Source organism: Kamptonema formosum PCC 6407 (assembly GCF_000332155.1).
Taxonomy (GTDB): domain Bacteria; phylum Cyanobacteriota; class Cyanobacteriia; order Cyanobacteriales; family Microcoleaceae; genus Kamptonema; species Kamptonema formosum.
This window is the reverse complement of record NZ_KB235904.1, coordinates 2,252,932-2,278,171: the sequence shown is the minus strand read 5'-3', so window position 1 is coordinate 2,278,171 and position 25,240 is coordinate 2,252,932. Positions and strand designations below refer to the sequence as shown.

Here is a 25,240-nt window from a genome sequence, read left to right as displayed (position 1 = left end):
AAAAGCCGTGCAATGTCCAAAATGTAAGCATCCGCAGTTAGAAGAAGGAATGTTAAACAGCCACCTAGCCGTGAAGTGGTGCCCTAACTGCTACGGCATCTGGATACCCCCCAAAGAATATCAAGCTTGGCAAGAATATCAACGTCAATGGCCGAGCAAATCCCAGCCAAAAGGGAATGTCAGCCCCGACTTTGCCCCCTCACCCTATGACTCTAAAGCTGCAATGTGTCCAGACGATGGTCAATATCTCTCACGAGCCCGAATTCCCTTCACCAAAACCCCCGTCTATGTAGAGCGTTGTAGCGTTTGCGGTGGCATTTGGTGCGACAGCGGTGAATGGGAAACCCTCGAAAGTATGGGACTCCACGCCCAAATTGAGCAGATGTTTTCAGCCTCCTGGCAAGCCAAGGCCCGCCAGCAAGAACTCGCCGAAAGAGAACGCCAAGGTATAGTTGATAAACTAGGGGAAGAATTATCTCAGTATGTCTTTGCACTAGCAGAAGTTTTAGAAGATCATCCGAATGGAGATTTTGCAGCTTCTTACATTTTGCGAAGATTTGAAAGTAAGCGAAAAGGTCTGCCAGCTAAATAGATAATTGTTAACGGTTAACGGTTAACGGTTAACGGTTAACAAAGATTTCATGTCGAGACTGTGTAAGTCGTAATTGATAATTTAGGAGTTACGCATCGGGGCCTAGAAACCGGGTTTTTGAGAGAATCTGTGGGTACGGGCGAAGTATTTTCGTAAAAAAACCCGGTTTCTTTGGTTGGGTGCGTAAGTCCTGTAATTGTTAATAGCTATTCCTCCCCCATCTTCTCCATCTCCCCCATCTCCCCCATCTCCCCCATCTCCCATCTTCACTTATGACTAATTCCCTGTTTTGTGTCGAAAATCTGCGGGTAGCTTACCCAGAAAGAAATCAACAATCTAGCTGGGCAATTAATGACGTATCTATTACGTTAGAACCTGGGGAAAAATTGGGATTAGTTGGGGAGTCCGGGTGCGGTAAGTCAACTTTAGGACGTGCGACAATGCGGCTTTTGCCCAAGTCTACGCAAATTCAGGGGCGAGTTACCTTTTCCGGCGAATCTGTGTTTGAAATGAACCCGGAACAGCTTAGACGGTTTCGCGGCGAAGCGGTATCATTAGTGTTTCAAGATCCGATGACTCGCCTCGATCCTTTAATGACAATTGGGGAACATTGTATTGAAACTCTCAAAGCTCACGAACCGAAATTATCGCGATCGCAAGCCAAAGATCGAGCCATAGAAACTCTGGATGCTGTTAAAATTCCAGCTTCTCGCTGGTCGCAATATCCCCATGAGTTTAGCGGCGGAATGCGACAACGGGTAGCGATCGCTTTAGCTGTACTCCTCAATCCTAAACTAATTGTCGCTGATGAACCGACTACCAGTTTGGACGTAACAGTAGCCGCTCAAATTTTAAAAGAACTAACGCGGCTTTGCGAAGAGCGGGGGACATCGATCTTGTTAATTTCCCACGATTTAGCGATGGTTGGGGAGTATTGCGATCGCATTGCTGTGATGTACAACGGCAAAATAGTAGAAACTGGCCCCGTTGAGTCTGTGTTCCAAAATCCACAACACGAATATACGCGATCGCTCTTGAAAGCAGCTTTACACATTCAAAAGGATCGAGAGAGCGGGGGAGATGGGGAGCAGGGGAGCGGGGGAGCGGGGGAGCGGGGGAGCGGGGGAGATGGGGAGATGGGGGGTAATTTATCTTCTTCCTTGACTGCTAGCCAATTACCAATTCCCAATTACCAATTCCCAATTACCAATTCCCAATTACCAATTTTGCGGGTACAAGATTTACAGCAACATTATACTTTAGAACGCAATTTTTTAGACCAAATATTTTCGAGAACGGGACAGGTAATTAAAGCAGTAGACGGCATTAATTTAGAACTATATCCAGGGGAAATTTTAGGATTAGTTGGAGAATCTGGTTGCGGCAAAAGTACACTTTCTCGCACAATTTTACAGCTAATTCGTCCCACCGGAGGCAAAGTTGAATTTTTGGGAACCGATTTAACTGCACTCTCCCGCGATGCTGTGCGATCGCACCGCCGCGACATTCAAATGGTATTCCAAGATCCCCACGCTTGCCTTAACCCCATGATGACTGTGGGACAAAGTATTGCCGATCCTTTGTTCATCCACAAATTGGCGACTCCAGACGCAGCTAAAAAACAAGTATTGGCTATGCTAGAACGGGTGGGTTTGACACCATCTGAAGAGTATTATCAACGCTATGCAGGCGAGTTATCGGGGGGACAACAGCAGCGAGTGGCGATCGCGCGCGCTCTTATTACCCGCCCTAAATTGTTAATTTGCGACGAACCCGTGAGTATGTTGGATGCTAGCGTGCAGACGCAGGTATTAGAGCTGATGTTGGAGTTAAAAGCAGAATTTAACCTTACTTATTTGTTTATTACCCATGACCTTTGGGTAGCCAGATTTTTTTGCGATCGCATTGCCGTTATGAACTCTGGTAAAATTGTGGAAATCGGCGCGACAAAAGAGATTTTTACCAATCCTCAACACCCTTATACTCAACAACTTTTACAAGCTGCGCCTTTACTTGCTCGAACGTAATGCCACCGGTTGATCTCATAATTGGTAGGAACTCAGCAATGCTTTGCTCCTACCAATACTGCATTCATTATTAACTCTTCAAAAATGTATCAGGATCGATCCCAGATTCCCGAAGTTTCTGAATCAAAGATTCTAATTGAGCTTCTGCTTGTTCGGCGCGTTGCCGCTCAAATTCAGCGCGCTCGCGCTCAAATTCAGCTTCAGTCAAAACCCAATTTCCTTCAGCATCATACCAGCGCAACCACAATCGCTCAACTCCCTGATACTCTCCTTGCCACAAACCCAAACCTAAATCAATATCGGAAATCCACACCCGCGAATCTTGCAACTGTAGTTCTTGATAATGCGATCCTACGAGTTTAAACACTCGTACCTGATTGGTATAACGGCTAAAAACCACATAGTAAGGAATGCGTAAAATCCGCTCGTAAACCTCCCATTTTCCAGGCTTTTTCTGCTCAGTTTGACCTCGTATTGTTTGCCCATTTCCTGGCACTTGAAGAGCCTCTGGCGGCGTTTCGAGTTCAATTTGTCCTAAATCTTCCTTCTCCGTGCCAGGGGAAAGGAGTTCAATAACAACAAAGGGATTAACGGCCTCTTGCCAGACAACGTAACTCAGGCGCATATCGACTTGATCGTAAAGTCGGGGTACGCCGACAACGCCAAACCAATCCGGCCGCTTGTACCAATTAGGATGGCGCGAGTCGTAGTAAAGGTTGATGTCGCTGCCGCAAAAAACCTCAGATTGGGAATACTGAGAAGGCTGAAATGTCTGGGTCAGCAGTTGGGGTTGTAAATCGTGAAATTCGTCCGGCAAACCAGGCTCCTCTGGATCTTCACTTGGTAGATCGTACATCGTGGGTAAAGTTTCTCTGGGCGATCGCGGCGGATCTGTTTGAGGAACAGGATATTTAAAGGGAAACATAAAATTTAGGCAGAATCACTGGCTTTATGTTAACATCGGCCTCAATCTAACTACTTGGCAAATTTTTTTAGTGTCGAGCGTACTTTTAAAATAGTGCCGTTTTGTGCTAATAACTACTATCTGTCCCAACATCGGGATAGCAGTGTCACCCTGGAGGGTATTTCATGTCAGGTAGCGAATTAAAAGCAGATTTCTGGATGAGCGAGTACATCACGCCTTGGGATATTTACGTTCACGGCGTTACTAGCGTCCTTGCTTACAAAAAAACTGCTTTTCAGGAGATGTACGTCGTTGAAACCGGTACTTATGGTAAAGGGTTGGTTTTAGATGGTAAATGGCAGTCCTGTACTGGCGACGAGTTCCTGTACCACGAACCGCTAGTTCACCCGGCGATGATTTTGCACGGTTCGCCACGCAAAGTGCTCGTGCTCGGAGGCGGGGAAGGCGCTACAATTCGGGAAGTGCTGCGCTGGAAAACCGTTGAAAAAGTTGTGATGATCGACATTGACGGCGAAGTAGTCGAAGCTTGTAAAGAATACTTGCCAGAAATGCACCAAAATGCTTTTGATGACCCTCGTTGTGAGGTGGTAATTGGTGATGCTTTGGAATTCTTAGATACTACTGGTAATGATTGGGATGTAGTGATTTCTGACTTGTCAGATCCGATTGAAGAAGGGCCTTCTTTCCAGTTGTTTACTAAGGACTATTTTGAGAAAGTTCGCCGCGTGATGTCACCATCTGGCTATTTTGTGGTGCAAGCGGGGCCTGTTTCTCCGGCAGAGTTGAAAATGCACGCTCGGATTGTCAATACTCTCAAGTCTGTTTTTCCGAATGTTCAGTCTTTGACGAGCTATATTTCTACTTACGGTGCGCCTTGGGGTTTTGCGATCGCTTCGACGCAGGCGATCGATACCAGGCCAGAACCGGCAGATACCGATAAAGTGTTGGCGGAGAAAACTACTGGTGGTTTCCGTATGTTGGATGGGATTACTTTGTTAGGATTGATGCAATTGCCTGGTCATGTGCGTCAGGCGATCGCATCTGAAACTGAAGTTTACACTATGGCAGAACCACCGAAGTTTTTCGGTAAGGGCTCTGTCGGACAATAAAGTTTACAGGACTTACGCAAACCCGGTTTCTGGGACGACCTGCGTAAGTCCTATACAAGCAACAAATTGTCTCAGGTGGAAGATGGGGGTGTGTCGCCACAAATTCACCTGATGGAGAACCGCTTTGAGGCGTTGCGATCGGCCTTAGCGATCGTTCAAGCTAAGATTATTTAATGTAGAGTTTTTTATCAGTATTAAAATCTGAGTTTGTATCTAATCTAACTGCAACCATTTCCTCGCTCTTCCTAATAATTGGTTTAAGTTTTCTATCGGCCATAATCTAACTACACCGTCATCATAACCGGCCGCTAAATACTTACCATCTGGGGTAAAACAAACACTAAATACTGGACTTTCTATTTCAATAAATTGCACCCCATCCTTATAGCCAATGAAATCTGCAATTAAATTACCTGATAAATCCCACAATTTAACCGTGTTGTCGAATGAACCCGTAGCCAGATACTTGCCATCTGCACTTAAACTGACACTCCTGACCGAGTGAGTATGACCGGTGAAGGTTTGGAGTGCTTCTTTGGTTTCTATTGACCACAATTTGGCCGTTTTGTCCTCTGAACCCGTAGCCAGATACTTGCCATCTGCACTTAAACTGACACTCCATACCCAATTAGTATGGCCGATGAAGGTGTGGATTTCTGCTTTGGTTGCTGTTGACCAAAGTTTCGCTGTCTTGTCCCATGAACCCGTAGCCAGATACTTGCCATCTGCACTCAGACTAACACTCATTACACTCATTACTAAGTCAGTCTGACAGGTGAAGGTGTGGAGTTCTTTTTTGGTTTCTGTTAACCACACTTTGGCTGTATTGTCAGATGAACCAGTAGCCAAATAATTGCCATCGCTACTTAAACTGACACTCCATATCGAGTTAGTATGACCGATGAAGGTGTGGATTCCTGCTTTGGTTGCTGTTGACCAGAGTTTTGCTGTCTTGTCCCATGAACCCGTAGCCAGATATTTGCCATCTACACTCAAACTGACACTTCTTACCGATTGAGTATGACCAATGAAGGTATGGAGTGCTTCTTTGGTTTCTATTGACCATAGTTTAGCAGTATTATCGTCTGAACCCGTAGCCAGATATTTGCCATCTGCACTCAAACTGACACTCGTTACCGATTGACTATGACCTATGAAGGTGTGGAGTTCTGCTTTAGTTTCTATTGACCACAGTTTCGCCGTATTGTCGTATGAACCCGTAGCTAGAAATTTGCCATCGCTACTGAAACTGACACTCGTTACCCAGTTAGTATGGCCGGTGAAGGTGTAAAGTTCTGTTTTAGTTTCTGTTGACCACAGTTTCGCCGTATTGTCCCCTGAACCCGTAGCCAGAAATTTGCCGTCAGGACTGAAACTGACACTCCATACCGAGTTAGTATGGCCAGTAAAGGTGTGGCGTTCTCGAATTTTACTCAGGATTGTTTGCAAAGCTAAAAGAGGACTGGCGGCGGGAGAATCGGCGGCTAGTTCGTAGTTATCTTTGACTAAATTTTCCCACTTTTCCAGTAACTTTTGTAAATCTTCGCCTGCTTTTTTGGCATCGTGGAGTGCTTGAAATTGTCCTGTTTTTGTATTAAAGCGCCGCAATGCTTGCACGCCTGCTCTTTCTATTTTAGTGCCTTCTTGGGCGGCTTTAATTATCTCTTTAGCTTTGGCTTCCGCTTGTCTGAGTGTTTCTATTTGGTAGCGTTGACTCGCATCGAAGAAAGCCGTATCATCATCACTTAATCTTTTGCCTTCTTTCCAGTTTAATGCCTCAGTTAATGATTCACCACGTAGTAGTCGGGAGTCATCTTTTTTGTCAGATTCTATCCAGGCCTGGAAGTTTTCTTGATAGGGTCGGAGGTTGGCGAGTTGCTGTTGTACCCAGTTGAGGTTGAATACTGCTTTGTAAATTGGGTTGTAAACTTTCAGGTGTCCGTTTTCTTTGACTACTAGGCCTGAGAGTTGTAATTCCATTTGGTCGGGGGAGTTGTCGGCGGGGATTTGGCCATTGGTGAGGATTTGTTGGTAGATACTAAGGAGGCGACCGCTGCGATTTTGGACTTGTTCAGAGATGAGGCGATTGCGGATTGTCCTTAAGAGTTCGGGATTATCTTGAGCCTCCCAATTATCAATAATATAAGTTTTGGCGATTTCATCAATATTTGGGTTGTCGATTTCAGCATATTCGAGCACTCGCTGACAGAGTTTTTGAGTGAGGAATGGTTGACCGCCTGTTAATTTGATGATTTGTTCTAATATTGCAGTGGAATTGTTAGGGAATTTTCCCTCTAAACCTTTGGTTAAGACGGGTGCGGCTTCTTTTAGGGTAAAGCCTTTGAGTTCAATGGCCTGACCGATATTATAAGGTGTTCGAGTTGTATCTTTGATTAAATCTGAAGGAGTAGCGACTCCCAACAAACAAAAAGTAAGACGTTGATAAGCGAGATTATCGGCTCTTAGATTATAGCAAGAGCGAATATAGGCAAAAAAGTCATCTCTAATAGAATCTAAACTGAGTAGTCTATCAATTTCATCAATGAAAATGATAATTTGATTCGGTAGATTCTTTAACAACAATACTCCGGACAGTTTTGGAGTAGAGACGCGATCGCCCGTCCACAAAAAAGTAAGTAAAATTTGAATCTCAAAGGCAGAAAAAAAGACACTCTTTAGGTTAAGCTTAAAAAAACTGAGCTTAACAGACTGCCTTATGAACATTATTGAATCCATCTTACAACAAATGTCCGGGGTGAGTCAAGCCCAAAAAAAGTTTATAATGACTTTACTTTCCACAATCGTGCTGGTTTATGGCAAAGTGAACTTCACCAATCTGGGCCGCTATAGTCCTGCCACTGAAAAAACTTATCGGCGGCATTTTTTAAAAAAGTTTGACTGGGAGCAATTCTCTAAATATTTTATTAAAAAAGCCTTGAATCCTGAACGCACAATTATTGCCGTTATTGATTGTTCTTTTTTGAGAAAAAGTGGTAAACATACTGAGGGAAAAGGTTATTTTTATAATGGTATTGCGGGAAAAGCTGAACAAGGATTAGAAATTTCTGTGATTTCTGTTGTCGAAATTGAAACTCATATTTCCTATAGTTTAAGCGTGCAACAAACTCTTTCGCGTCCGACCACAGAACCACCGAAAAACTCCCTAATTTTTACTCGGAAAAGAAACTTAAAAAAACGGAGTAAAAAACAGGTATCTGAAACCTTAACACCTGATATAACAAGAGTTGACGACTATGCAAAGCATTTAAAAAATACTCGTTCTTTGTTGCCAGAATCTGTACGTTATTTGGTGGCTGATGGCTATTATTACCGCGCTAAATTTTGGGATGCTGTTCGGGAGTCAGATCTCAATTTGATTAGTAGATTAAGGGTTGATGCCAACCTGAATTACCTCTATACCGGAGCAAGGAATAAATTCGGCGCTCCTCGTAAATATGATGGTAAAGTTGACTGCAATAATTTGAAAAATCTAACTTTCGTCAAAGAAATTAAGCCAGGAGTTAAGCTTTATTCATTATTAGTATGGAGTTGTTGCTTAAAATGCAAAATCCGTTTGGCTTGTATATCTGAGCTTCAAGCTAACGGTAAAACCAAAAATGTTTTATTGTTTAGTACCGATATCAATCTCAAGGCTGAGCAAATACTTGAGTATTATCAAGCTCGTTTTCAAATTGAATTCATTTTTCGGGATGCCAAACAATTTACTGGTTTGTCCGATTGTCAATCTGTGAATAGCCAACGGCTTGATTTTCATTTTAATGCCAGCCTAGCGGCCTTAAATTTAGCCAAATATGAAGCCTCTAATCGCCACTTGTCTGCCCATCCATTCGTGTTTTCAATGGCCTCCTATAAACGCCTGGAATTCAATCGGCATCTACTTTATACATTTATTAGCAAGTTAGATTTAGACAAGGACTTGATTTTAAATCATCCTAACCTCCCCTCAGTCTTGTCTTATGGTACTCTGGCTGCTTAAAAACTGTCCGGACTATTGTAACAATACACTTTTAACAAACTCACTCAATCGGTCTATCGGCAATAGCCAGTCATATTCATTATTCCATTGTTTCAAATTAACACGGCTTGATAATTCTTCATTGAGTTTAAGTAAAATGCCATTATACCACTTATCGGGAGTACCTGACTGACTCCCACTGGGAGAAACATCAATGAAAATACAGTGAATTTGCTCTGCTTTTAACCGATTCATTACTTGCACTCGCAAACTCGATTTTCCAGTTTTACGAGAGTTAAAAACATGACAATATTTTCCCTCTTTCAAAGCAGCATAGATTTGGGAGTCTGCATCTCGCGTGACATAGGTTTCTGTATCTGGTAGTAAAGTTGCTTCGTAGATGTATTTGTAACTCATAGGAATTACCTTAATTACTTTCATTCATTAGATTTCAGCCAAACTGAGAAGTATTGACGGTACAAGCCACACCTCGGTAAACAATCATTCCCTTGTACTTGTACTAATCCCATACTTTCCAGTTTAAAGGTATAATTTTTTTCTGATCTCACGGGGTGCGGGTTAATAACAACTTCGTGGTAAGCTGCTGCTAGTTCAGAATTTTTATTAAGAGCAGCTAAGTATTCTCGCAAGTGATTTTTAAAAGGACTATTTTGATCTTCAGTTGGGGCAATTTCTAAAAGTTTTTCTAGGGAAACTTGATTATTTCTTAGATGGATTAGAGCCTTTTGCACTAAATAAGGATGTCCGCCAAACATAGCCATAAATTTCTCAATTTGTGGCTTTTGTAAAGTTAGTTGATAATGCTGTGCTAATTTTAGCACTTGATCGGGGGTAAAATCTGGTAATTTAACAGTTAAGCCTACACCCTCAAGAGGAGAGAAGTCAATATTTGAATTTGAAGAGCCGTAAATATCAGTCGAGTGAACAATGACTAATCGAAATTGCCGCCAAATTTCAGCCGCTTCATTACCTCCTGTATAAAGTTGGCTCCAGTACCGAAGCAACCCACAAAAATCCGTTCTAAAATCATCTATTTCAAAAACTAAATCGACATTTTTTAACGCAATCACTAGAGGTTTAGTGCGTTCTGCCAGCAAATATTTTTCAAAATAAATTGTGATGTTGTCGTGAGCTTCGTATAAATCATCATCCCAAAAATCAGCTAGTTTATTATCTAAGTTTAACTCTCTGCTAACATTGCTACATAGCCATTTTAAAAATCTGGAATATTCAGAAACTACGGCACTGTTCGCTAGTTTAAAATCTAAGATTACAGTTTGACAGTCATTTTCTCTGGCGTGTTCAAGAATGCGATTTAGCAGCCAACTTTTACCCGTGTACTGTGGTGCTGTGATGCGAATAACAGCACCAGTTTCCCGAATTTTATCATAACAATCAGATTCAATGGGGGGACGATCTAAATACAATTGTCCATCACCAAATAAATGAAGTTTATTTCTCTTCTTCCATTCCCTCTCAATAACACCGCGAACTTTTGTCTTACTAATATCTCCTTTATCTACTCCTAAAGCCTCTGACAGTTTTTTCCATAATTGGCTGGCAACTCCTTTGATGTAATCAATACTCCACATTGTGTTGACAATGGTATCATACCTCTCATTTGCGTAAGCTGTATAAAGCACCTTCTCTTCAAGAGGAGTCAGATAATCGCCCGTTTTTGCAAAGAGAACTGTATTAGCTAATTCTTTCGCCTCATTCCAGGTGATGTCTGTACTGGGATTCATAGCATTACCAGATATATAGATTACTCTGTGAGTTTAACTCCTAACCTTTACTCTGACAAGGGTAAGAGCATTTTCGCTACTTTTTCTTACTTTTTTGCTTTTAGCCAAAAAATCATTCTACTTTTTATTACATTTATAGATTTATGTGCCAAATTTCATCAATTAACAAAATACATTTTGACACCTATTAAAAATGGAAATCTTGGATGATGTGAACATACCAGGCTGCCAGTTTCTTCTATTTAGGTGGCTTTCCCGATACCCAAAAAATCGTACTTTCCGACCCCAAACTCTAACTAAATTAACCAGAGAGGTAAGCAATTACATCTCTACTACCCAAGGATAAAAAATCATGCAATCCCTACAACAAATCATAACAGAAATGGCTCAAACCAACTCCACCATCAAAACGGCCCTTCAACAATCACAACCAACACCCATGACTACCCTACTACAAACCCTTCCCCAACCCATTAAAGCAATAGTCGCAAACTACCCCGCCAAAATTAAAGTGGCAGATTACTATATCGCCACCTATTGGCCAGATTCCCACTTCGCCCAAGGCAAATCCTTAATGAGTGAAAAATCTCGCTTATTCGGCGGCGCAACCGCTGCCAATGGATTATTAAGAATGTGGGAAAATCCCGCTAATCAATTAGTAGAAGAAGACATTTTCTTAATTAAATCCTTCACCGACGCGCAAGGACTTAGCCAGAATTTAAGCAAATTTTTAGATCGCGTCCGCTACTGGGGAAATATCTGCAATGAACAAGTAATTGCCGTAGAAATTGGTAACTGGATGGGTAGCTTAATGTTACTAATTCCCACTCGTTCATTCCCTCTTTAAGTATAGGCGGGGCGGGTTTATGAAATCCCGGCGTGGAAATCAAAGATTTTGGCGAACCCGCCCCTACAAATTTGATTATTTAACAGGAAACACAACAATGAAATGCGATGAAACATTCTGTAACTGGGTGAGAAATTCACAAGATGCCGACCACTACATCTGCTTAAAATGCGATAAAGAAAAGTACATCAATCGTTCGGAACCGATGCTAAACTTCATCATCATATTTGTCATCGCACTCACCATTGTCCTAATCCTCAATTAAAAACGGACACAAATCAAAAACCCCCTTAAAAGGGGGTTGATACTCTTTCCTAATTCCTCACTAAATCACCCTGAAATCTTCCGCACCCAAAGTATTAGCCCCAACTCCATTAACAGTAGCCAACACTTGACCCGTGCTAGCAAAACTGATTGTAGTCACACTACTACCCGAAGAAATATTAAGCTGTTCAAAAGTCAAACCTCCCGCTAATCCTATAGTATCTTGACCTTTTTGAAAGTCAGTAATTACATCATTGCCCTGATCCGGTGAGAAAATAAAAACATCATTCCCACTCCCACCAATCAGAGTATCATTGCCCAAATCGCCGCTAAGGGTATCATTACCAGTGCAACCGTAGACGCTATCATTTCCCTTACCGCCATAGACAGTATCATCACCAGCAGAACCATCGACAGCATCATCATTATTGTTGCCAAAAAGTAGATCGCTACCCTCTCCGCCGCAAAGAGTGTCATTGTCTTTGCCTGCATAAACGGTATCGTTGTCACTGCCACCAAAGATTAAATCTGCACCTTCATTAGCAAACACTAAATCATTGCCATTGCCGCCATCTATGGTGTCATCTCCTAAGTTGCCATAGATCAGATCGTCGTCATCTTCTCCCAATAAAATGTCATTATCTTTGCCTCCAAAAATCGTTTGAGTACCTGCACCGCCGAAAACTGTGTCATTGCCTAAATCTCCCCGCAGGAAATCGTTACCTCCACCGCCGATCGCAACGTCATTGTCTTTACCTGCATAAACGGTGTCGTTACCTATCCCAGCGTCTAAGTAGTCAGTACCCTCATTTCCAAATAATACGTCGTTACCGTTACTCCCAGATAAGTTGTCATTGCTACTAAAACCGTAAACAACATCATTGCCACTACCAGCATTGATGGCATCGTTGGCAGTGGTTCCCGTCAAGGTTTCGTCGCCGACAGTACCCTCAATAGTGTTTTGAACTGGGTTGGGAACAAAGCTGCTAGTGCTGAGTGCGGGACTGCTGAAGCGATCGCAAAGGCAAGTCTCTGTGCCTGGATTTGGTGTAGGTGTAGGTGTGGGTGTACCTGTTGGCGTTGGCGTGGGTGTACCCGTTGGCGTTGGCGTGGGTGTACCCGTTGGTGTAGGTGTGGGTGTGCCCGTTGGTGTAGGCGTGGGTGTACCCGTTGGTGTAGGCGTGGGTGTACCCGTTGGTGTAGGTGTGGGTGTGCCCGTTGGTGTAGGCGTGGGTGTACCCGTTGGTGTAGGCGTTGGCGTGCCCGTTGGTGTGGGTGTGGGTGTCCCCGTTGGTGTAGGCGTAGGGGTTGGTGTAGGTGTTGGTGTAGGTGTTGGTGTAGGCGTTGGTGTAGGCGTTGGTGTAGGCGCTGGCGTTGGCGTTGGTGTAGGCGTTGGTGTTGCAGCAACAACAGTACCCGCGATCGCAAAATTAAACGGATTTTCGTTGCTATCGTTGTTAGTAAACGAAATCTCACCCGTAGGAGTGCCTGCAACGCCAGCATCAAGGCGAATTTGCAAAGTTGCCGAACCCAACGCCGCTACGCTAGTCGGGGGGGTTCCGACTACAGAAAAACCCGCAGGTAATTGGATCGTACCTAAATTGAGAGCAGCATTGCCCAGATTCTTGATAGTAAAAGATTTCGCGATCGGAGTACCCACAGGAGTGCTGCCAAAACTCAGGGGTACGGTTGTGTTGTCAACAATATCCGTTGAACTATCTAGTACCTGAATTTCCGGGATTGCACCAGGAAATTCATAAGCGCCGATATCTGCGATCGCACTCCCATTACTATCACCATCTTGGGGTCGAATGCCGCCAGTTTGGTCAGTCGTGGGTGCTCCGGCATTAATTCCGGCATCAATTGCCGCACTTCCTGTTAGTAATGCCACCGTTAGCAAACCACCACCATTATCTTGCAAAGGGCCAAGTTTGGGGTCAGCTTGTATGACACTAGCTGTAATATTGGCATTATTGAAATTATTGGTAATCGCAGGCCACTGTAAATTACCACCGCCATCAGTAAAGTAAGGTGCTGGATTCGCCACAAATCCTTGTCCATCTGCGGCATTTTGCTTATTGCCAAAGGCATTATTAGCCGTATTATTGGCAACAATCGTATTAGCAAGCGTGACATTAGTGCCACCTACAATCCCGCCGCCTTCACTTCCCGCTTGGTTAGCCGCAATCGTTGTATTTACAATCTTCTGAGCGCTGGTAGTAACGAATATTAATCCGCCGCCTGAACCACTAGCAGTATTGCCTGGATCTACCGCTTTATTGCCCACAAAGGTACTATTAGTAATCGTACCTGGAGATGTTTCGCCCACCCACAAACCGCCACCCTGAGACTCTGCAACATTATTAGCAAAGGTAGTATTGTTGATAGTGTAGGCAGTATTTCCAATTCGGATGCCGCCACCTAAAGCATCTCCAGTGGAGCCTTTTGTCACCTGATTATTTACGATTGTGCTGCCTTCGATCGCTAAATTATCAGGAGGATAGGCAAACAAAAACATTGCCCCGCCTTGTCCTTTTCCTTTATTGCCATCAAACCGGCTATTACGAATAGCAATAGTACCGCCGACAGATCCAGGAGTAAAACCAGGCCCAGAAGCATTAGCTCCATCGGTGTAAATTGCACCGCCATAACCATTTGTATTGCCACCAGTACCAGCGGTTGTATCGTTATTAGTGAAGGTTGAGTTATCTACGGTCAAACTACCCAAAAGAGTGTTGATTGCTCCACCGTTAGTACCTTTATTGTTAGTAAAAGTGGAGCCTTGTACTGTCAAAGAACCTGCACTTTTAGTTGCAATCGCACCACCACCACGCTCAGTATTAGCCGCTAAAGAGCCGTTATTGCCGGTGAAGCGAGAGTTAATTACAGTAGTAGTACCTTGAAAGCCTGCATAGATACCACCACCGAAACCAGCGACGTTATTGTTAACTTGGCAATTATCTAAAATTAAAGTGCTACTATTGCCAGTTAAGATGCCGCCGCCCGCGCTAGTTGCCTCATTGTTAGGGTCAGTGCCAGGAGTTTTACCATTAGCAATTATTAGGTTGCGGAGAGTAAGACTTGTGGTAGCTCCCGTTTGGATTACCCGCGAAGCGTTATTACCACTGATGGTTAAATTGGCAGCAGCAGCACCGTCTATAATCAGGGTTTTGTTGATGGCAAGTTCGCCCGTTGTGAGGGTAATCGTTTGATTAGCTAGAGTGGCAGCAAACTGAATTGTATCTCCCGCAGTAGCCGAGGCGATCGCAGCTCTTAAAGAACCAAGCCCGCTATCATTACTATTGGTAACGGTAATGGTTGCTAAAACATCTTTGTAAGCTGCCATTACTTGCGGTGTAAGGGCTAGAGAGGCTTCAATATCTCCCTTAATAAACTCTAAATTCCAGTCGCCATCTAAAGCTGCACTACCTGTTTTATCAGTAGATGCCGCAATATCAGCCCCAGTTAATTGACTGAATTGCTCAACAAAATTAGCGCCTTCTGCTGCGGCAACATCGCAACCGTAAAGCATGATATCTGCTCGATCGCTCAGTGCATATTTCCACTGTTTTAATTGCTCTTGATACTGTGATAAAGTGTTGGAGTTAAGAACAGCAGAACCTAGTTGCAGACTGCCGGGACTTCCGTGAGAAAAAATGTGAATTTGACCAATAGATTCTCCCGTAGTAGCAAATTTTTCCAATGCGGAAGTAATTTGTTCAATGCCGTTGCGATTCCGATCTAAAAAGATGACTTCTGCACCTGGAATTGCGCCAGCAGCGAGAGTTGAATAGTCATCTATACCAGAGTCAATGAAGACAAGAGATTTCGAGGGATTTTGTTGAAAGGCAGACAGTGAAGTTGCCGGAGTCAAAGTTGCAGTCATTTCGCATACTCCTGAAGGGTTTGTACTGGTAGATACGCCCCCGGAGTCGCTGTATTGTTAACTGTTAACGGTTAACTGTTAAGTAGCTGGACAAAAATAAACATTGCCATTGCGAGTAAACATTGTCATTGCAAGTAAACATTGTCATTGCAAGTAAACATTGTCATTGCAAGTAAATATTGTCATTGCGAGCGAAGCGAAGCAATCTCAACGCCTTGCGATTGCTTCGCTTCGCTTCGCTCGCAATGACATAGCTATGCTTGTTGATTTTCGACTACTTAGCAATTAGCCATTAGCAATTAGCAATTAGCCATTAGCAAACTGAAAACCGCTATATTCCTAATACTATAACAAATCAGGAAAAACTATCGCCTCAGTGAAATCCTCAGATTTGAGTGAACTTGATGATACACGCTGAAGAGTAGCTAATAATTGACCAGTGCTAGCAAGGCTAATTAAAGTTTCGCTGTTGCTAGCGGTGATGCTAAGCTGAGCAAAAGTAAGTCCGCCTGCTAACCCTATCAAATCTTGACCTTTTTCAAAATCAACAATTGTGTCATTTCCCTGACCAGATGCTAACACAAATGTATTCCTGCCAGTGCTGCCAATTAAAGTATCATCTCCCATATCTCCGCTCAGAAAATCATTACCGCCGCCGCCAGTCAAAAGATCGTTTCCTGCGCCGCCGTAGAGAGTATCATTATCCGTGCATCCATCCATAACATCATCGCCATCTCCGCCGTATAAAATGTCACTGCCACCGCCACCGCAGAGAGTGTCATCACCGCTATCGCCAGAGACGAAATCATTGCCATCTTCACCCTTGATAATGTCATTATCGTTGCCCCCAAAAATGGCATCATCCCCAAAACCTGCGTCTATAAAATCTGCGCCGTCATTGCCAGTCGCGCTATCGTTGCCAAACCCACCAATGAGCGTGTCATCTCCGCTATCACCTAATAGTTTGTCGTTGCCATTTTCACCTAAGATAATGTCATTATCTTTGCCTCCAAAAATTAAATCGTCGCCGTTGCCGCCTTCAATAAAATCATCGCCGAAATTTGCAGTTATCCAATCATTGCCGTCGCCGCCAAGGAGGGTATCTGTTCCCAAATCCCCCAAGAGAGTATCATTGCCGTTGCCGCCTAAAACAGCATCATTGTCTTTGCCTGCAAAAATGAGATCGTCGTTGTCGCCGCCGTCGATGAAGTCAGCACCCTCATTACCTAACAAGAAGTCGTTACCATTTTCGCCATAAATGTTGTCGTTATTACTCATGCCAATTAGGGTGTCGCTGCCACCAAATCCTGCGATCGCGTCGCTGTCAGATCCACCAACTAGAAAGTCATCAAAGTCAGTGCCGCTGAGGGTTTTGTCGGCGATTTTGGGGATAATATCGCCACTACTAAAATCAGGAGTGGGGAAGCGATCGCACAGGCAAGCGGTGTCTTCTTTTGGACTCGGCGCAGGCGCAGGTGCAAATACAGGTGTAGGTGCAGGTGTAGGCGTTGGCGTTGGTGTTGTTGTTGGTGTGGGTGTAGGCGTGGGTGTAGGCGTTGCTGTGGGTGTAGGTGTAGGTGTAGGCGTTGGCGTTGGCGTTGGCGTGGGTGTAGGCGTAGGAGTAGGCGTGGGGACTGGCGTAAGCGAAAACTCGTAAGCGCCGATATCTGCGATCGCACTCCCATTACTATCACCATCTTGAGGCCGAGTTGCACCACGCTGATCCGTTGCAGGCGCATCTGCATTTTTACCCGCATCAATTGCCACACTTCCTGTTAGCAATGCCACCGTCTGCAAACCGCCACCATTCTCTTGCAACGGGCCCAGTTTTGGGTCAGCTTGCAAGACATTAGCTGTAATATTGGCATTATTGAAATTGTTGGTAATTGCCGGCCACTGTAAATTCCCGCCACCATCAGTAAAATAAGGCGATGGATTCTCGGAGAACCCTTTTCCATCCGAGGCATTTTGCTTATTCTTAAACTCATTATTCGCCGTATTATTGGCAACTATTGTATTAGTCAGCGTGATATTCGTGCTGCCAACAATCCCTCCGCCTTCGCCGCCAGCTTTATTCCCAGCAATCGTTGTATTTACAATCTTCTGATTGCTAGTAGTCGCGAAAAATAATCCGCCACCTAAACCACTGGTATTACTAGATGAAGCTACGGCTTGATTTCCAAAAAAGGTACTATTAGTAATCGTACCTGGAGATTCTTCGCCTACCCATAAACCACCACCCTGAGCCTCAGCTATATTGTTAGCAAATGTAGTATTAGCGATCGTATAAGCACCATTGCCAATCCGTACTCCGCCACCAAAAGCATCGTTTCCAGAACCTTTGATCGCCTCGTTGTTGATAATTATGCTGCCTGCAATCGCCACCTTATCGGGGGGATAGGCAAACAGAAACATCGCCCCCCCTTGTCCTTTTCCTTTATTTCCTTCAAACCGACTGTTGCTAATAGTAATTGTCCCACCCACAGGCCCATGCTGAAAATCTGGCCCAGAAGCATTGGCTCCATCAGTGTAAATTGCACCGCCATAACCATTAGTATTTACACCACTGCCAGCGGTTGTATCGTTATTGATGAAAGTTGAGTTTTCTACTGTTAAAGTGCCTAAAAGACTATTAATTGCACCGCCATTACTACCTTTATTTTTAGTAAAAGTAGAGCCTTGTACTGTCAGAGAACCTGCACTTTTAGTTGCGATCGCACCTCCACCTCGTTCTTGTTTTCCTAGCGATCCATCATTGCCATCAAATTTACTGTTGATGATAGTAGTTGTACTGCGAAAACCAGTATAAATTCCACCACCGCCATACCCAGCAATGTTGTTATTAATTTGAGAATTTTCTACTCTTAAAGTGCTATTGCTTCCAGTTTGAATTCCCCCACCGGAACCAGTAGCTTCGTCATTAGAATTACTGCTGACATTCCCATTAGCAATAATTAGATTTTTGATGGTGACATTTGTGCTGCTTGCTGTTTGTATTACCCGCGAGGCATTATTACCACTGATGGTTAAATTGGCAGCAGCAGCACCATCAAGAATTAAGTTTTTATCAACTATAAGTTGACCTGTACTCAGGGTAATCGTTTGGTTGGCAAGGCTGGGATCGAAAGTAATCGTATCACCTGCGACAGCCGAGGCGATCGCAGCTCTTAAAGAACCAATCCCGCTATCATTGTTATTGCTAACCTCATTAGCTGCCAAAACGCCTTTATAACTGGCTGTTATCTCAGGATTTAAGCTTAAATTAGCTTCAATTTGACCTTGGGAAAACTCTAAGTTCCAGTTGCTCCCTTCCCCGGTTTTATCGGTGGATGCCGCAATATCAGCTCCAGTTAATTTGCTCAATTGCTCAATAAAATTAGCCCCTTCGCCTGCGGCAACATCGCAGCCGTAAAGCATAATATCTGCTTTTTCAGATAGTATGCTTTGCCATTTTTGCAATTGGTTTTTATACTGCTCTAAAGTATCTGAACTAAGAGAAGTATTTCCTAGTTGTAAACTACCGGAACTACCATGAGAAATAATATGAACTGCATCAATACTTCCATGAATAGCAGCATATTTTTGTAGTTCTGTGGTAATTTGTTCAATGCCATCTTTGTTGCTATCGATAATAATGTACTCAATCCCATTAGGAACTGCTGCTGCTAGAGATTCCCAGTTATCTAAGCTGGAATCAATGAAGATAATCGATTGAGATTGGAGATTTTGACTTGGAGATTGCGAATTGATTGATACAGATGAAATGGACATCCTGTTAACCCAGAAAAGTGTTTACTTGTAGATACACATCTGGAATAATATAGAAGAAGAAAAACGAAGAATTAAGAAGAATTTAGGTATCTTGGAGAGAATGTAGATGCAATAAAAGTAATGACTTCAACAATTATGACAACCGCTTTCAGCGGTTAGGGGCTAGGGACTAGGGAAAGAAGGGGAAGAAGGGATAGAGAATCAATTGTTTTATGAATTCAGAACGTCCTAACTGCCAAGAAGGTTGCTATATAGCAACCGCAAGATAATTAGGATAGGACTTACGCACCCAAGCAAAGAAACCGGGTTTTTTACGAAAATACTTCGTTATGACTCACAGATGCTCTCAAAAAACCCGGTTTCTGGGACTCCCTGCGTAAGTTCTAAAAACAATAAATTGTCAAGAGTTACCATAGCAGTTGCTATAATAACCTCCTAAATACTTTGGCGGTTGCTATAAAATCAGGTCGATAGCAGAGCACATTAACCATGACGGAAAATATAGTCTCTGAGTTCCGCATTTTGAGAAATTGTCCTTGAACTTACGATCGTCAGTTCGATTAAATTATGACAGTCTTAAAATCTCCAATGGTCAACGCACCCGCCGCCACTCCGTTGAGAGTAGCTAAAATTTGACCGCTACTGGCAATAGCGATCGAAGTCACATTATTGTTAGAGGCGATCGCGAGTTCTCCAAATGTTAACCCCCCAGATAACCCGATTGAATCTTGACCTTGTTGAAAATCTAAAATTGTGTCGCTTCCCTGACCTACTACTAACAGAAATACATCGTTACCAGAACCACCAATGAGAGTGTCATTACCTAGATCTCCACTGAGAAAGTCGTTGCCACTACCACCAGTCAAGCTGTCATTTTCCTTGCCGCCATAGATCGTATCATCTCCAATACAACCATCAACTAGATCGTCGTTATTATTACCCAATAATAGGTCGTTACCGTCACCGCCGCAGAGGGTATCATTCTCTTTTCCTCCATAGATTGTATCGTTGTCAATGTCGCCAAGGATTAAATCTGCATCTTCATTACCAAAGATTAAATCGTTGCCATCTCCGCCGAGAATGCTATCAGTTCCTAAGTTGCCGTAGATGGTATCGTTTCCATTTTCACCTAATAATAGATCGTTGTCTTTACCGCCGAAAATGCTATCGCTATCGCTGCCACCAAAAATAGTATCGTTGTCACTATCTCCCCGCAGCAAATCATTGCCATTGCCGCCAATGATAGCATCGCCATCTTTGCCTCCATAAATGGTATCCTGCTCTGTACCGCCGTCTATGTAATCATTTCCTGTGTTGCCAAATAGTTCGTCGCTGCCGCTGCTGCCACTGAGGTTGTCATCATTTTCCATGCCGTAAATTGTGTCGTTCCCACCCAGTCCATCGATCGCATCGTTAGCTGTACTACCCATCAGTAAATCATTAGAGTTAGTGGCACTAACGGCGTTATCGGGGGTGTTGGGAGTAACGATGCTGCTGGTACGGGGTAGAGGGAAGCGATCGCAAAGGCAACTGTCACTAACTGGTGTAGGCGTTGGCGTAGGTGTAGGTGTTGTTGTGGGTGTGGGTGTAGGTGTAGGCGTTGGCGTTGCTGTAGGCGTGGGTGTAGGTGTAGGTGTAGGCGTTGGTGTAGGTGTAGGCGTTGGCGTTGGCGTGGGGACTGGGGTGAGGGAAAACTCGTAAGCGCCGATATCTGCGATCGCACTCCCATTACTATCACCATCTTGAGGCCGAGTTGCACCACGCTGATCCGTAGCAGGCGCATCTGCATTTTTACCTGCATCAATTGCCGCACTTCCTGTTAGCAATGCCACCGTCTGCAAACCGCCACCATTTTCTTGCAATGGGCCCAGTTTTGGGTCAGCTTGCAAGACATTAGCTGTAATATTGCCATTATTGAAATTATTGGTAATTGCCGGCCACTGTAAGTTACCACCACCATCAGTAAAGTAAGGTGCTGGATTCTGAGAAAACCCTTTTCCATCCGAGGCATTTTGCTTGTTATTAAACTCATTATTTCCCGTATTGTTGGCAACTATTGTATTAGTTAACGTGACATTAGTGCTGCCAACAATTCCCCCGCCTTCGCTGCCCGCTTTGTTCCCAGCAATCGTTGTATTTATAATCTTCTGATTGCTAGTAGTCGCGAAAAATAACCCGCCGCCTAAACCACTAGCACTATTTCCTGCATCTACTGCTTGATTCCCAAAAAATGTAGTATTAGTAATCGTACCGGGAGATTCTTCTCCTACCCATAAACCACCGCCCTGAGCCTCAGCTACATTGTTAGCAAAAGTAGTTTTGCTGATAGTATAAGCACCGTTACCAATCCGTACTCCCCCACCCAAAGCATCATTTCCAGAGCCTTTTTGTACCTGATTATTTACAATAATACTGCCTTCAATTGCCACCTTATCGGGGGGATAGGCAAACAGAAACATTGCCCCCCCTTGCCCTTTTCCTTTATTCCCTTCAAAGCGACTGTTGCGAATAGTAATCGTGCCGCCCATAGAGTCATCGGTAATTTCACTCGCCCCATCGGTGTAAATTGCACCACCATAACCATTGGTATTTGTACCACTGCCAGCCGTCGTATCGTTATTGAGAAAAGTTGAGTTTTCTACTGTTAGATTACTTAAAAGATTATTGATTGCTCCGCCGTTAATTCCTTTATTGTTACTAAAAGTAGAGCCTTGTACTGTGAGAGAACTGCCGCTTTTAGTTGCGATCGCGCCTGCACCTTGTTCTTTATTAGCCGATGTGCCGTCGTTGCCCTCAAAAATACTGTTGGTCACAGTATTGGTACTTTTGAATCCAGTATAAATTCCTCCAGCAAAGCCCGCAATATTATTTTTAAATTGGCAATTATCTACTGTTAAATTGCTGCTGTTGCCGCCACGAATCCCTGCACCTGCACCTGTAGTTTCGTCACTACCCGTAAGCTTACCATTGGCAATAATTAGATTTTTAACAGTAAAAGTAACGCCGCCTACATCCATAACACGAGAGGCGTTATTGCCACTAATTGTTAAATTCGTAGCAGCAGCACCGTCAATAGTCAAGTTTTTGTCAATAACCAGTTGACCGCTGGTAAGCACAATTGTCTGATTAGCTAAACTGGGGGCAAATACAATCGTATCTCCAGAGGTAGCCGATGCAATTGCCGCCCTCAAGGAACCCGCACCGCTATCATTATTATTGCTAACAGTAAGAGTGGCTAAAGCACCTTTATAACCTGCCAATACCTCTGGTTTCACAGCTAAAGACGATTCAATTTCACCTTTAACAAACTCTAAATTCCAGTCGCCATTGCTACCTGTTGTATTAGTAGATGCGGCAACATCAGCACCAGTTAATTGACTTAATTTCTGTACGAAGTCAATGCCTTCACCTGCGGCAACATCGCAGCCATAAAGCATAACATCTGCTTGAGCGGATAGGGCGCTGTGCCACTTTTGGAATTGGCTAGTATATTGTTCTAAATTGTCACTAGCTAGAACAGTAGAACCTAGCTGCAACTTGCCAGGACTACCGTGAGAAATAATGTGAACTGCGTCAATACTTCCGCCAACAGAAGCATATTTTTGCAATTCTGAAGTGATTTGTTCAATACCATTTTTGTGGGGATCGATGCTGATACACTCTACACCGTCAGGTACGCCTGCGGCTAAAGTTTGCCAGTCATCTAAGCTGGAGTCAATGAAGACAATCGATCCCGATGGAGATTGTGAAATCGAGTATTGCAAATTGGTTGATGCAGAAGTAGACATCCTGTTAATTCCCAAAAAGTGGTTAGCTTTGTAGCTGGTCTAGGGCGTGTTTTTAAACCCCTTGTATCTTAACAATAGGTGAGCGTAAGTAGCGATCGCTAATGAACTCTTGGAGGCAGGAGAGAGGAGGCAGGAGGCAGGAGGCAGGAGGTAGGAGGCAGGAGGCAGGAGGCAGGAGGCATGAGGCAGAAGGCAGAAGGCAGGAGGCAGAAGGCAGATTTAGAACTTACGCATCCAACCAAAGAAACCGGGTTTTTTGACGAAAATACTTCGTTTTGACCCACAGGTCGTCTCAAAAACCCGGTTTCTGGGACGACCTGTGTAAATCCTAATAATATTGCTACCTGAGGGGAAAAGCTTGCAGCAAATTATACAGCCACGATCGCGATCGCCTGCATTCTCTTGATGGTTGTTTGAAAACACGCCCTAGCTTCTCTAAGCGATCGGACATAATTAAACGTAGGGTGGGCGATCGCTGCCAATCGCCTGTAACTCATAGCTAAATCCAATTAAAAATTAAAAGTTAAAAATCAAAAACGAAATTAATTAAATTTTTAATTTTTAATTTTACATTTTTAATTTTTGAGAGAGGCGATCGCCCACCTGACAATTGAACTAAGTTTATTCTTTTTTGGGAGGAGTTTTATGCAGAGAAAAAACTCGATAGCTATCTAGATCTACAACTTCTGGATTAGTTCGATCGTTTGCTGACATCTTAACTAAGTTATACTGAACGTTTTCCGCATAAATAGTTAGGGCGATTTTGCAGATTTCTAAGAACTTAATAAACCCCTGACATTTATCGGGTGCCTTCTTTTGATAATGACCAATTAACAGGGCAATACAAACTTCTAAATGTGTCCTAGAATTAGGGGAGATCAAAACCAGCTTGAGCAGCATAACTGCCAAAGTTAAAGGATTATTTTGAGATACTAACAATGTAAATACTGGGGAAGGGCTACCTACTTTTTCCAGCGTTAAAATCTTGATGACTTTGTTGCAAGTCATCAAAATTAGAGAGTTGTTAATTGTTTCAGCATCATAAGTTTCATAAAGATTATCTACTTTCTTAAGTATCAAAGTTTTCAGCGTTTTAACTAAGGGAGTCTCTTTTTCAGTGGAATGAAACAAATATATTAATAAACTTTTTTTGAACTCCTTATAGTTAATGTTTTTGATTTGGGCGAGAAAAGTTTTGGCTAAGCTGGCATAGCTCAACAAGCCCCGCCTAGCTACAATATTTTTAATTAAAAGTAGAACTTCATCTCCTAAAACTGTAGGATTTTCAAAAGCAGAATCTTTAAAATCACCAGCTTGAGCGTGGGCGGTATAAAGTGCCAGTTCAAACTTAAATTTCTCTTTGAGTTGCTTGGAGAATTTTTGAGCTGCTTGGCGCTGTTCTATGGGGTTTTTTTCATCTACATACTGAGGAGCGAGCAAAAAAGATGTGTAGCGCTCAGTCCAGTTAGTTTGAACGCAATTCTCGTCATATCTAGAAACAAATAGCTTGATTTCTTGGTAGTCTTGACTGTTGACAAAACTTGCCAGCCAAGCTCTCATTTGTTGGAAGTGATTGTCTGAGGGAAGGTGGTGGTTTTGCCAATTTGAAACCAGTTGAATTAAGTCTTGAGTTATTTGGTAATTGCGCCGTCCTACCCAGTTATTGAGGATAATATAGCAACAACGCTTGAATAAATTTTTGAACTCGGCCTCATTTTGCGATTCGATCACGATCTTGAGCGCCCAAATTGCCTCGGTATTAGCTGAGGGGACAGGCTCAATAAATAAATGCTTAAATTCTGCCAGCACCACATCTGGAGAACTGTCTCGAACCAGATCGATAAAAAACTGGTAGATGATTTCCTGCGCTTCTGAAACAGTAGGCTGCAAACTGTTTAATTTTATTCTGAATTCACTTTTAGTAGCCTCCGAAAAATCACTTGTGAACCTGGAAGTTGGCATCACTTTAGATTTTTTAGTTTTGCCTGAAGATAAAAAGCCGCGAGTTACCATAGCGTCTTAGCTCATTTTAATTTGATTGATCTAATAGTAGCTCTGTAGGGGTTAGCTGTGGCAGACTGCAAACAGCTTGCTTGAGGCTTCTCCTGGCAAGGCTCCTATTTTGTTATAACTTACTATTCCCTCATAGCAATAATTTTAAGTGAGTATAGACAGAAAAAGTTCAGTCTTACGAGCGAACATAGTCAAACTCAGCGGTTCAGAGCATTTCCCACAGCACCAGGCTGGATTTTTGCCTGGCGATCGCGTAGGCTGTAGATAGGAAAGCTC

At 43.3% G+C, this 25,240-nt stretch carries 16 protein-coding genes; 6 read left to right on the top strand and 10 right to left on the bottom strand.

What is annotated here, in order from left to right:
* Positions 1–7 precede the first annotated feature (7 nt).
* Positions 8–592 carry a TFIIB-type zinc ribbon-containing protein gene (locus OSCIL6407_RS0126915; protein WP_007357527.1) on the top strand — a complete coding sequence of 195 codons (585 nt, stop codon included), beginning with the start codon at positions 8–10 and terminating at the stop codon, positions 590–592.
* Positions 593–694: 102 nt separating this feature from the next.
* On the opposite strand, the gene OSCIL6407_RS37370 is transcribed toward OSCIL6407_RS0126915, so the two are convergent.
* Positions 695–862, bottom strand: a complete 168-nt coding sequence (locus OSCIL6407_RS37370; protein ID WP_155523435.1) for a hypothetical protein — start codon at positions 860–862, stop codon at positions 695–697.
* A 2-nt stretch (positions 863–864) separates the two neighbouring features.
* On the opposite strand from OSCIL6407_RS37370, the gene OSCIL6407_RS0126905 reads away from it, so the two are divergent.
* Positions 865–2,619 (top strand): dipeptide ABC transporter ATP-binding protein, encoded by a 1,755-nt coding sequence (locus OSCIL6407_RS0126905; RefSeq protein ID WP_019487894.1) that lies wholly within the window; start codon positions 865–867, stop codon positions 2,617–2,619.
* A gap of 70 nt (positions 2,620–2,689) precedes the next feature.
* Here OSCIL6407_RS0126905 and OSCIL6407_RS0126900 read toward each other — a convergent pair whose 3' ends face one another.
* Positions 2,690–3,544 (bottom strand): Uma2 family endonuclease, encoded by an 855-nt coding sequence (locus OSCIL6407_RS0126900; RefSeq protein ID WP_007357625.1) that lies wholly within the window; start codon positions 3,542–3,544, stop codon positions 2,690–2,692.
* A gap of 164 nt (positions 3,545–3,708) precedes the next feature.
* Between OSCIL6407_RS0126900 and OSCIL6407_RS0126895 the strand changes: the two genes are divergently transcribed.
* Positions 3,709–4,653, top strand: a complete 945-nt coding sequence (locus OSCIL6407_RS0126895; RefSeq protein ID WP_007357624.1) for a spermine/spermidine synthase domain-containing protein — start codon at positions 3,709–3,711, stop codon at positions 4,651–4,653.
* A gap of 213 nt (positions 4,654–4,866) precedes the next feature.
* On the opposite strand, the gene OSCIL6407_RS0126890 is transcribed toward OSCIL6407_RS0126895, so the two are convergent.
* Positions 4,867–7,233, bottom strand: coding sequence for a WD40 domain-containing protein (locus tag OSCIL6407_RS0126890; protein ID WP_040650417.1), 2,367 nt, complete (start codon positions 7,231–7,233; stop codon positions 4,867–4,869).
* 136 nt (positions 7,234–7,369) lie between these two features.
* Here OSCIL6407_RS0126890 and OSCIL6407_RS33025 point away from each other — a divergent pair, with 136 nt between their 5' ends.
* The gene (locus OSCIL6407_RS33025; protein ID WP_019486963.1) at positions 7,370–8,650 is read left to right on the top strand and encodes a transposase; all 1,281 of its coding nucleotides are present in this window, start codon (positions 7,370–7,372) and stop codon (positions 8,648–8,650) included.
* 12 nt (positions 8,651–8,662) lie between these two features.
* On the opposite strand, the gene OSCIL6407_RS0126880 is transcribed toward OSCIL6407_RS33025, so the two are convergent.
* Positions 8,663–9,046 (bottom strand): P-loop NTPase family protein, encoded by a 384-nt coding sequence (locus OSCIL6407_RS0126880; RefSeq protein ID WP_148288937.1) that lies wholly within the window; start codon positions 9,044–9,046, stop codon positions 8,663–8,665.
* Positions 9,047–9,066: 20 nt separating this feature from the next.
* Positions 9,067–10,395 carry an AAA-like domain-containing protein gene (locus OSCIL6407_RS0126875; protein WP_007357918.1) on the bottom strand — a complete coding sequence of 443 codons (1,329 nt, stop codon included), beginning with the start codon at positions 10,393–10,395 and terminating at the stop codon, positions 9,067–9,069.
* 352 nt (positions 10,396–10,747) lie between these two features.
* On the opposite strand from OSCIL6407_RS0126875, the gene OSCIL6407_RS0126870 reads away from it, so the two are divergent.
* A complete protein-coding gene (locus tag OSCIL6407_RS0126870) occupies positions 10,748–11,242 on the top strand; it encodes a hypothetical protein (RefSeq protein ID WP_007357920.1) in 495 nt (164 codons plus the stop codon).
* A gap of 97 nt (positions 11,243–11,339) precedes the next feature.
* On the top strand, positions 11,340–11,507 hold the full coding sequence (locus OSCIL6407_RS35660; RefSeq protein ID WP_007357921.1) for a hypothetical protein: 168 nt from the start codon (positions 11,340–11,342) through the stop codon (positions 11,505–11,507).
* A 60-nt stretch (positions 11,508–11,567) separates the two neighbouring features.
* On the opposite strand, the gene OSCIL6407_RS0126865 is transcribed toward OSCIL6407_RS35660, so the two are convergent.
* From OSCIL6407_RS0126865 to OSCIL6407_RS0126845, 5 genes are all read right to left on the bottom strand, one after another.
* Positions 11,568–15,392, bottom strand: coding sequence for a DUF4347 domain-containing protein (locus tag OSCIL6407_RS0126865; RefSeq protein ID WP_019487891.1), 3,825 nt, complete (start codon positions 15,390–15,392; stop codon positions 11,568–11,570).
* Positions 15,393–15,737: 345 nt separating this feature from the next.
* Positions 15,738–19,163 carry a DUF4347 domain-containing protein gene (locus tag OSCIL6407_RS0126860; RefSeq protein WP_007357923.1) on the bottom strand — a complete coding sequence of 1,142 codons (3,426 nt, stop codon included), beginning with the start codon at positions 19,161–19,163 and terminating at the stop codon, positions 15,738–15,740.
* 560 nt (positions 19,164–19,723) lie between these two features.
* Positions 19,724–22,951, bottom strand: a complete 3,228-nt coding sequence (locus OSCIL6407_RS0126855; RefSeq protein WP_007357924.1) for a DUF4347 domain-containing protein — start codon at positions 22,949–22,951, stop codon at positions 19,724–19,726.
* A 368-nt stretch (positions 22,952–23,319) separates the two neighbouring features.
* Positions 23,320–23,448, bottom strand: coding sequence for a hypothetical protein (locus OSCIL6407_RS37965; RefSeq protein ID WP_267879564.1), 129 nt, complete (start codon positions 23,446–23,448; stop codon positions 23,320–23,322).
* 124 nt (positions 23,449–23,572) lie between these two features.
* Positions 23,573–24,964, bottom strand: a complete 1,392-nt coding sequence (locus OSCIL6407_RS0126845; protein ID WP_007357925.1) for a hypothetical protein — start codon at positions 24,962–24,964, stop codon at positions 23,573–23,575.
* Positions 24,965–25,240: the final 276 nt, after the last annotated feature.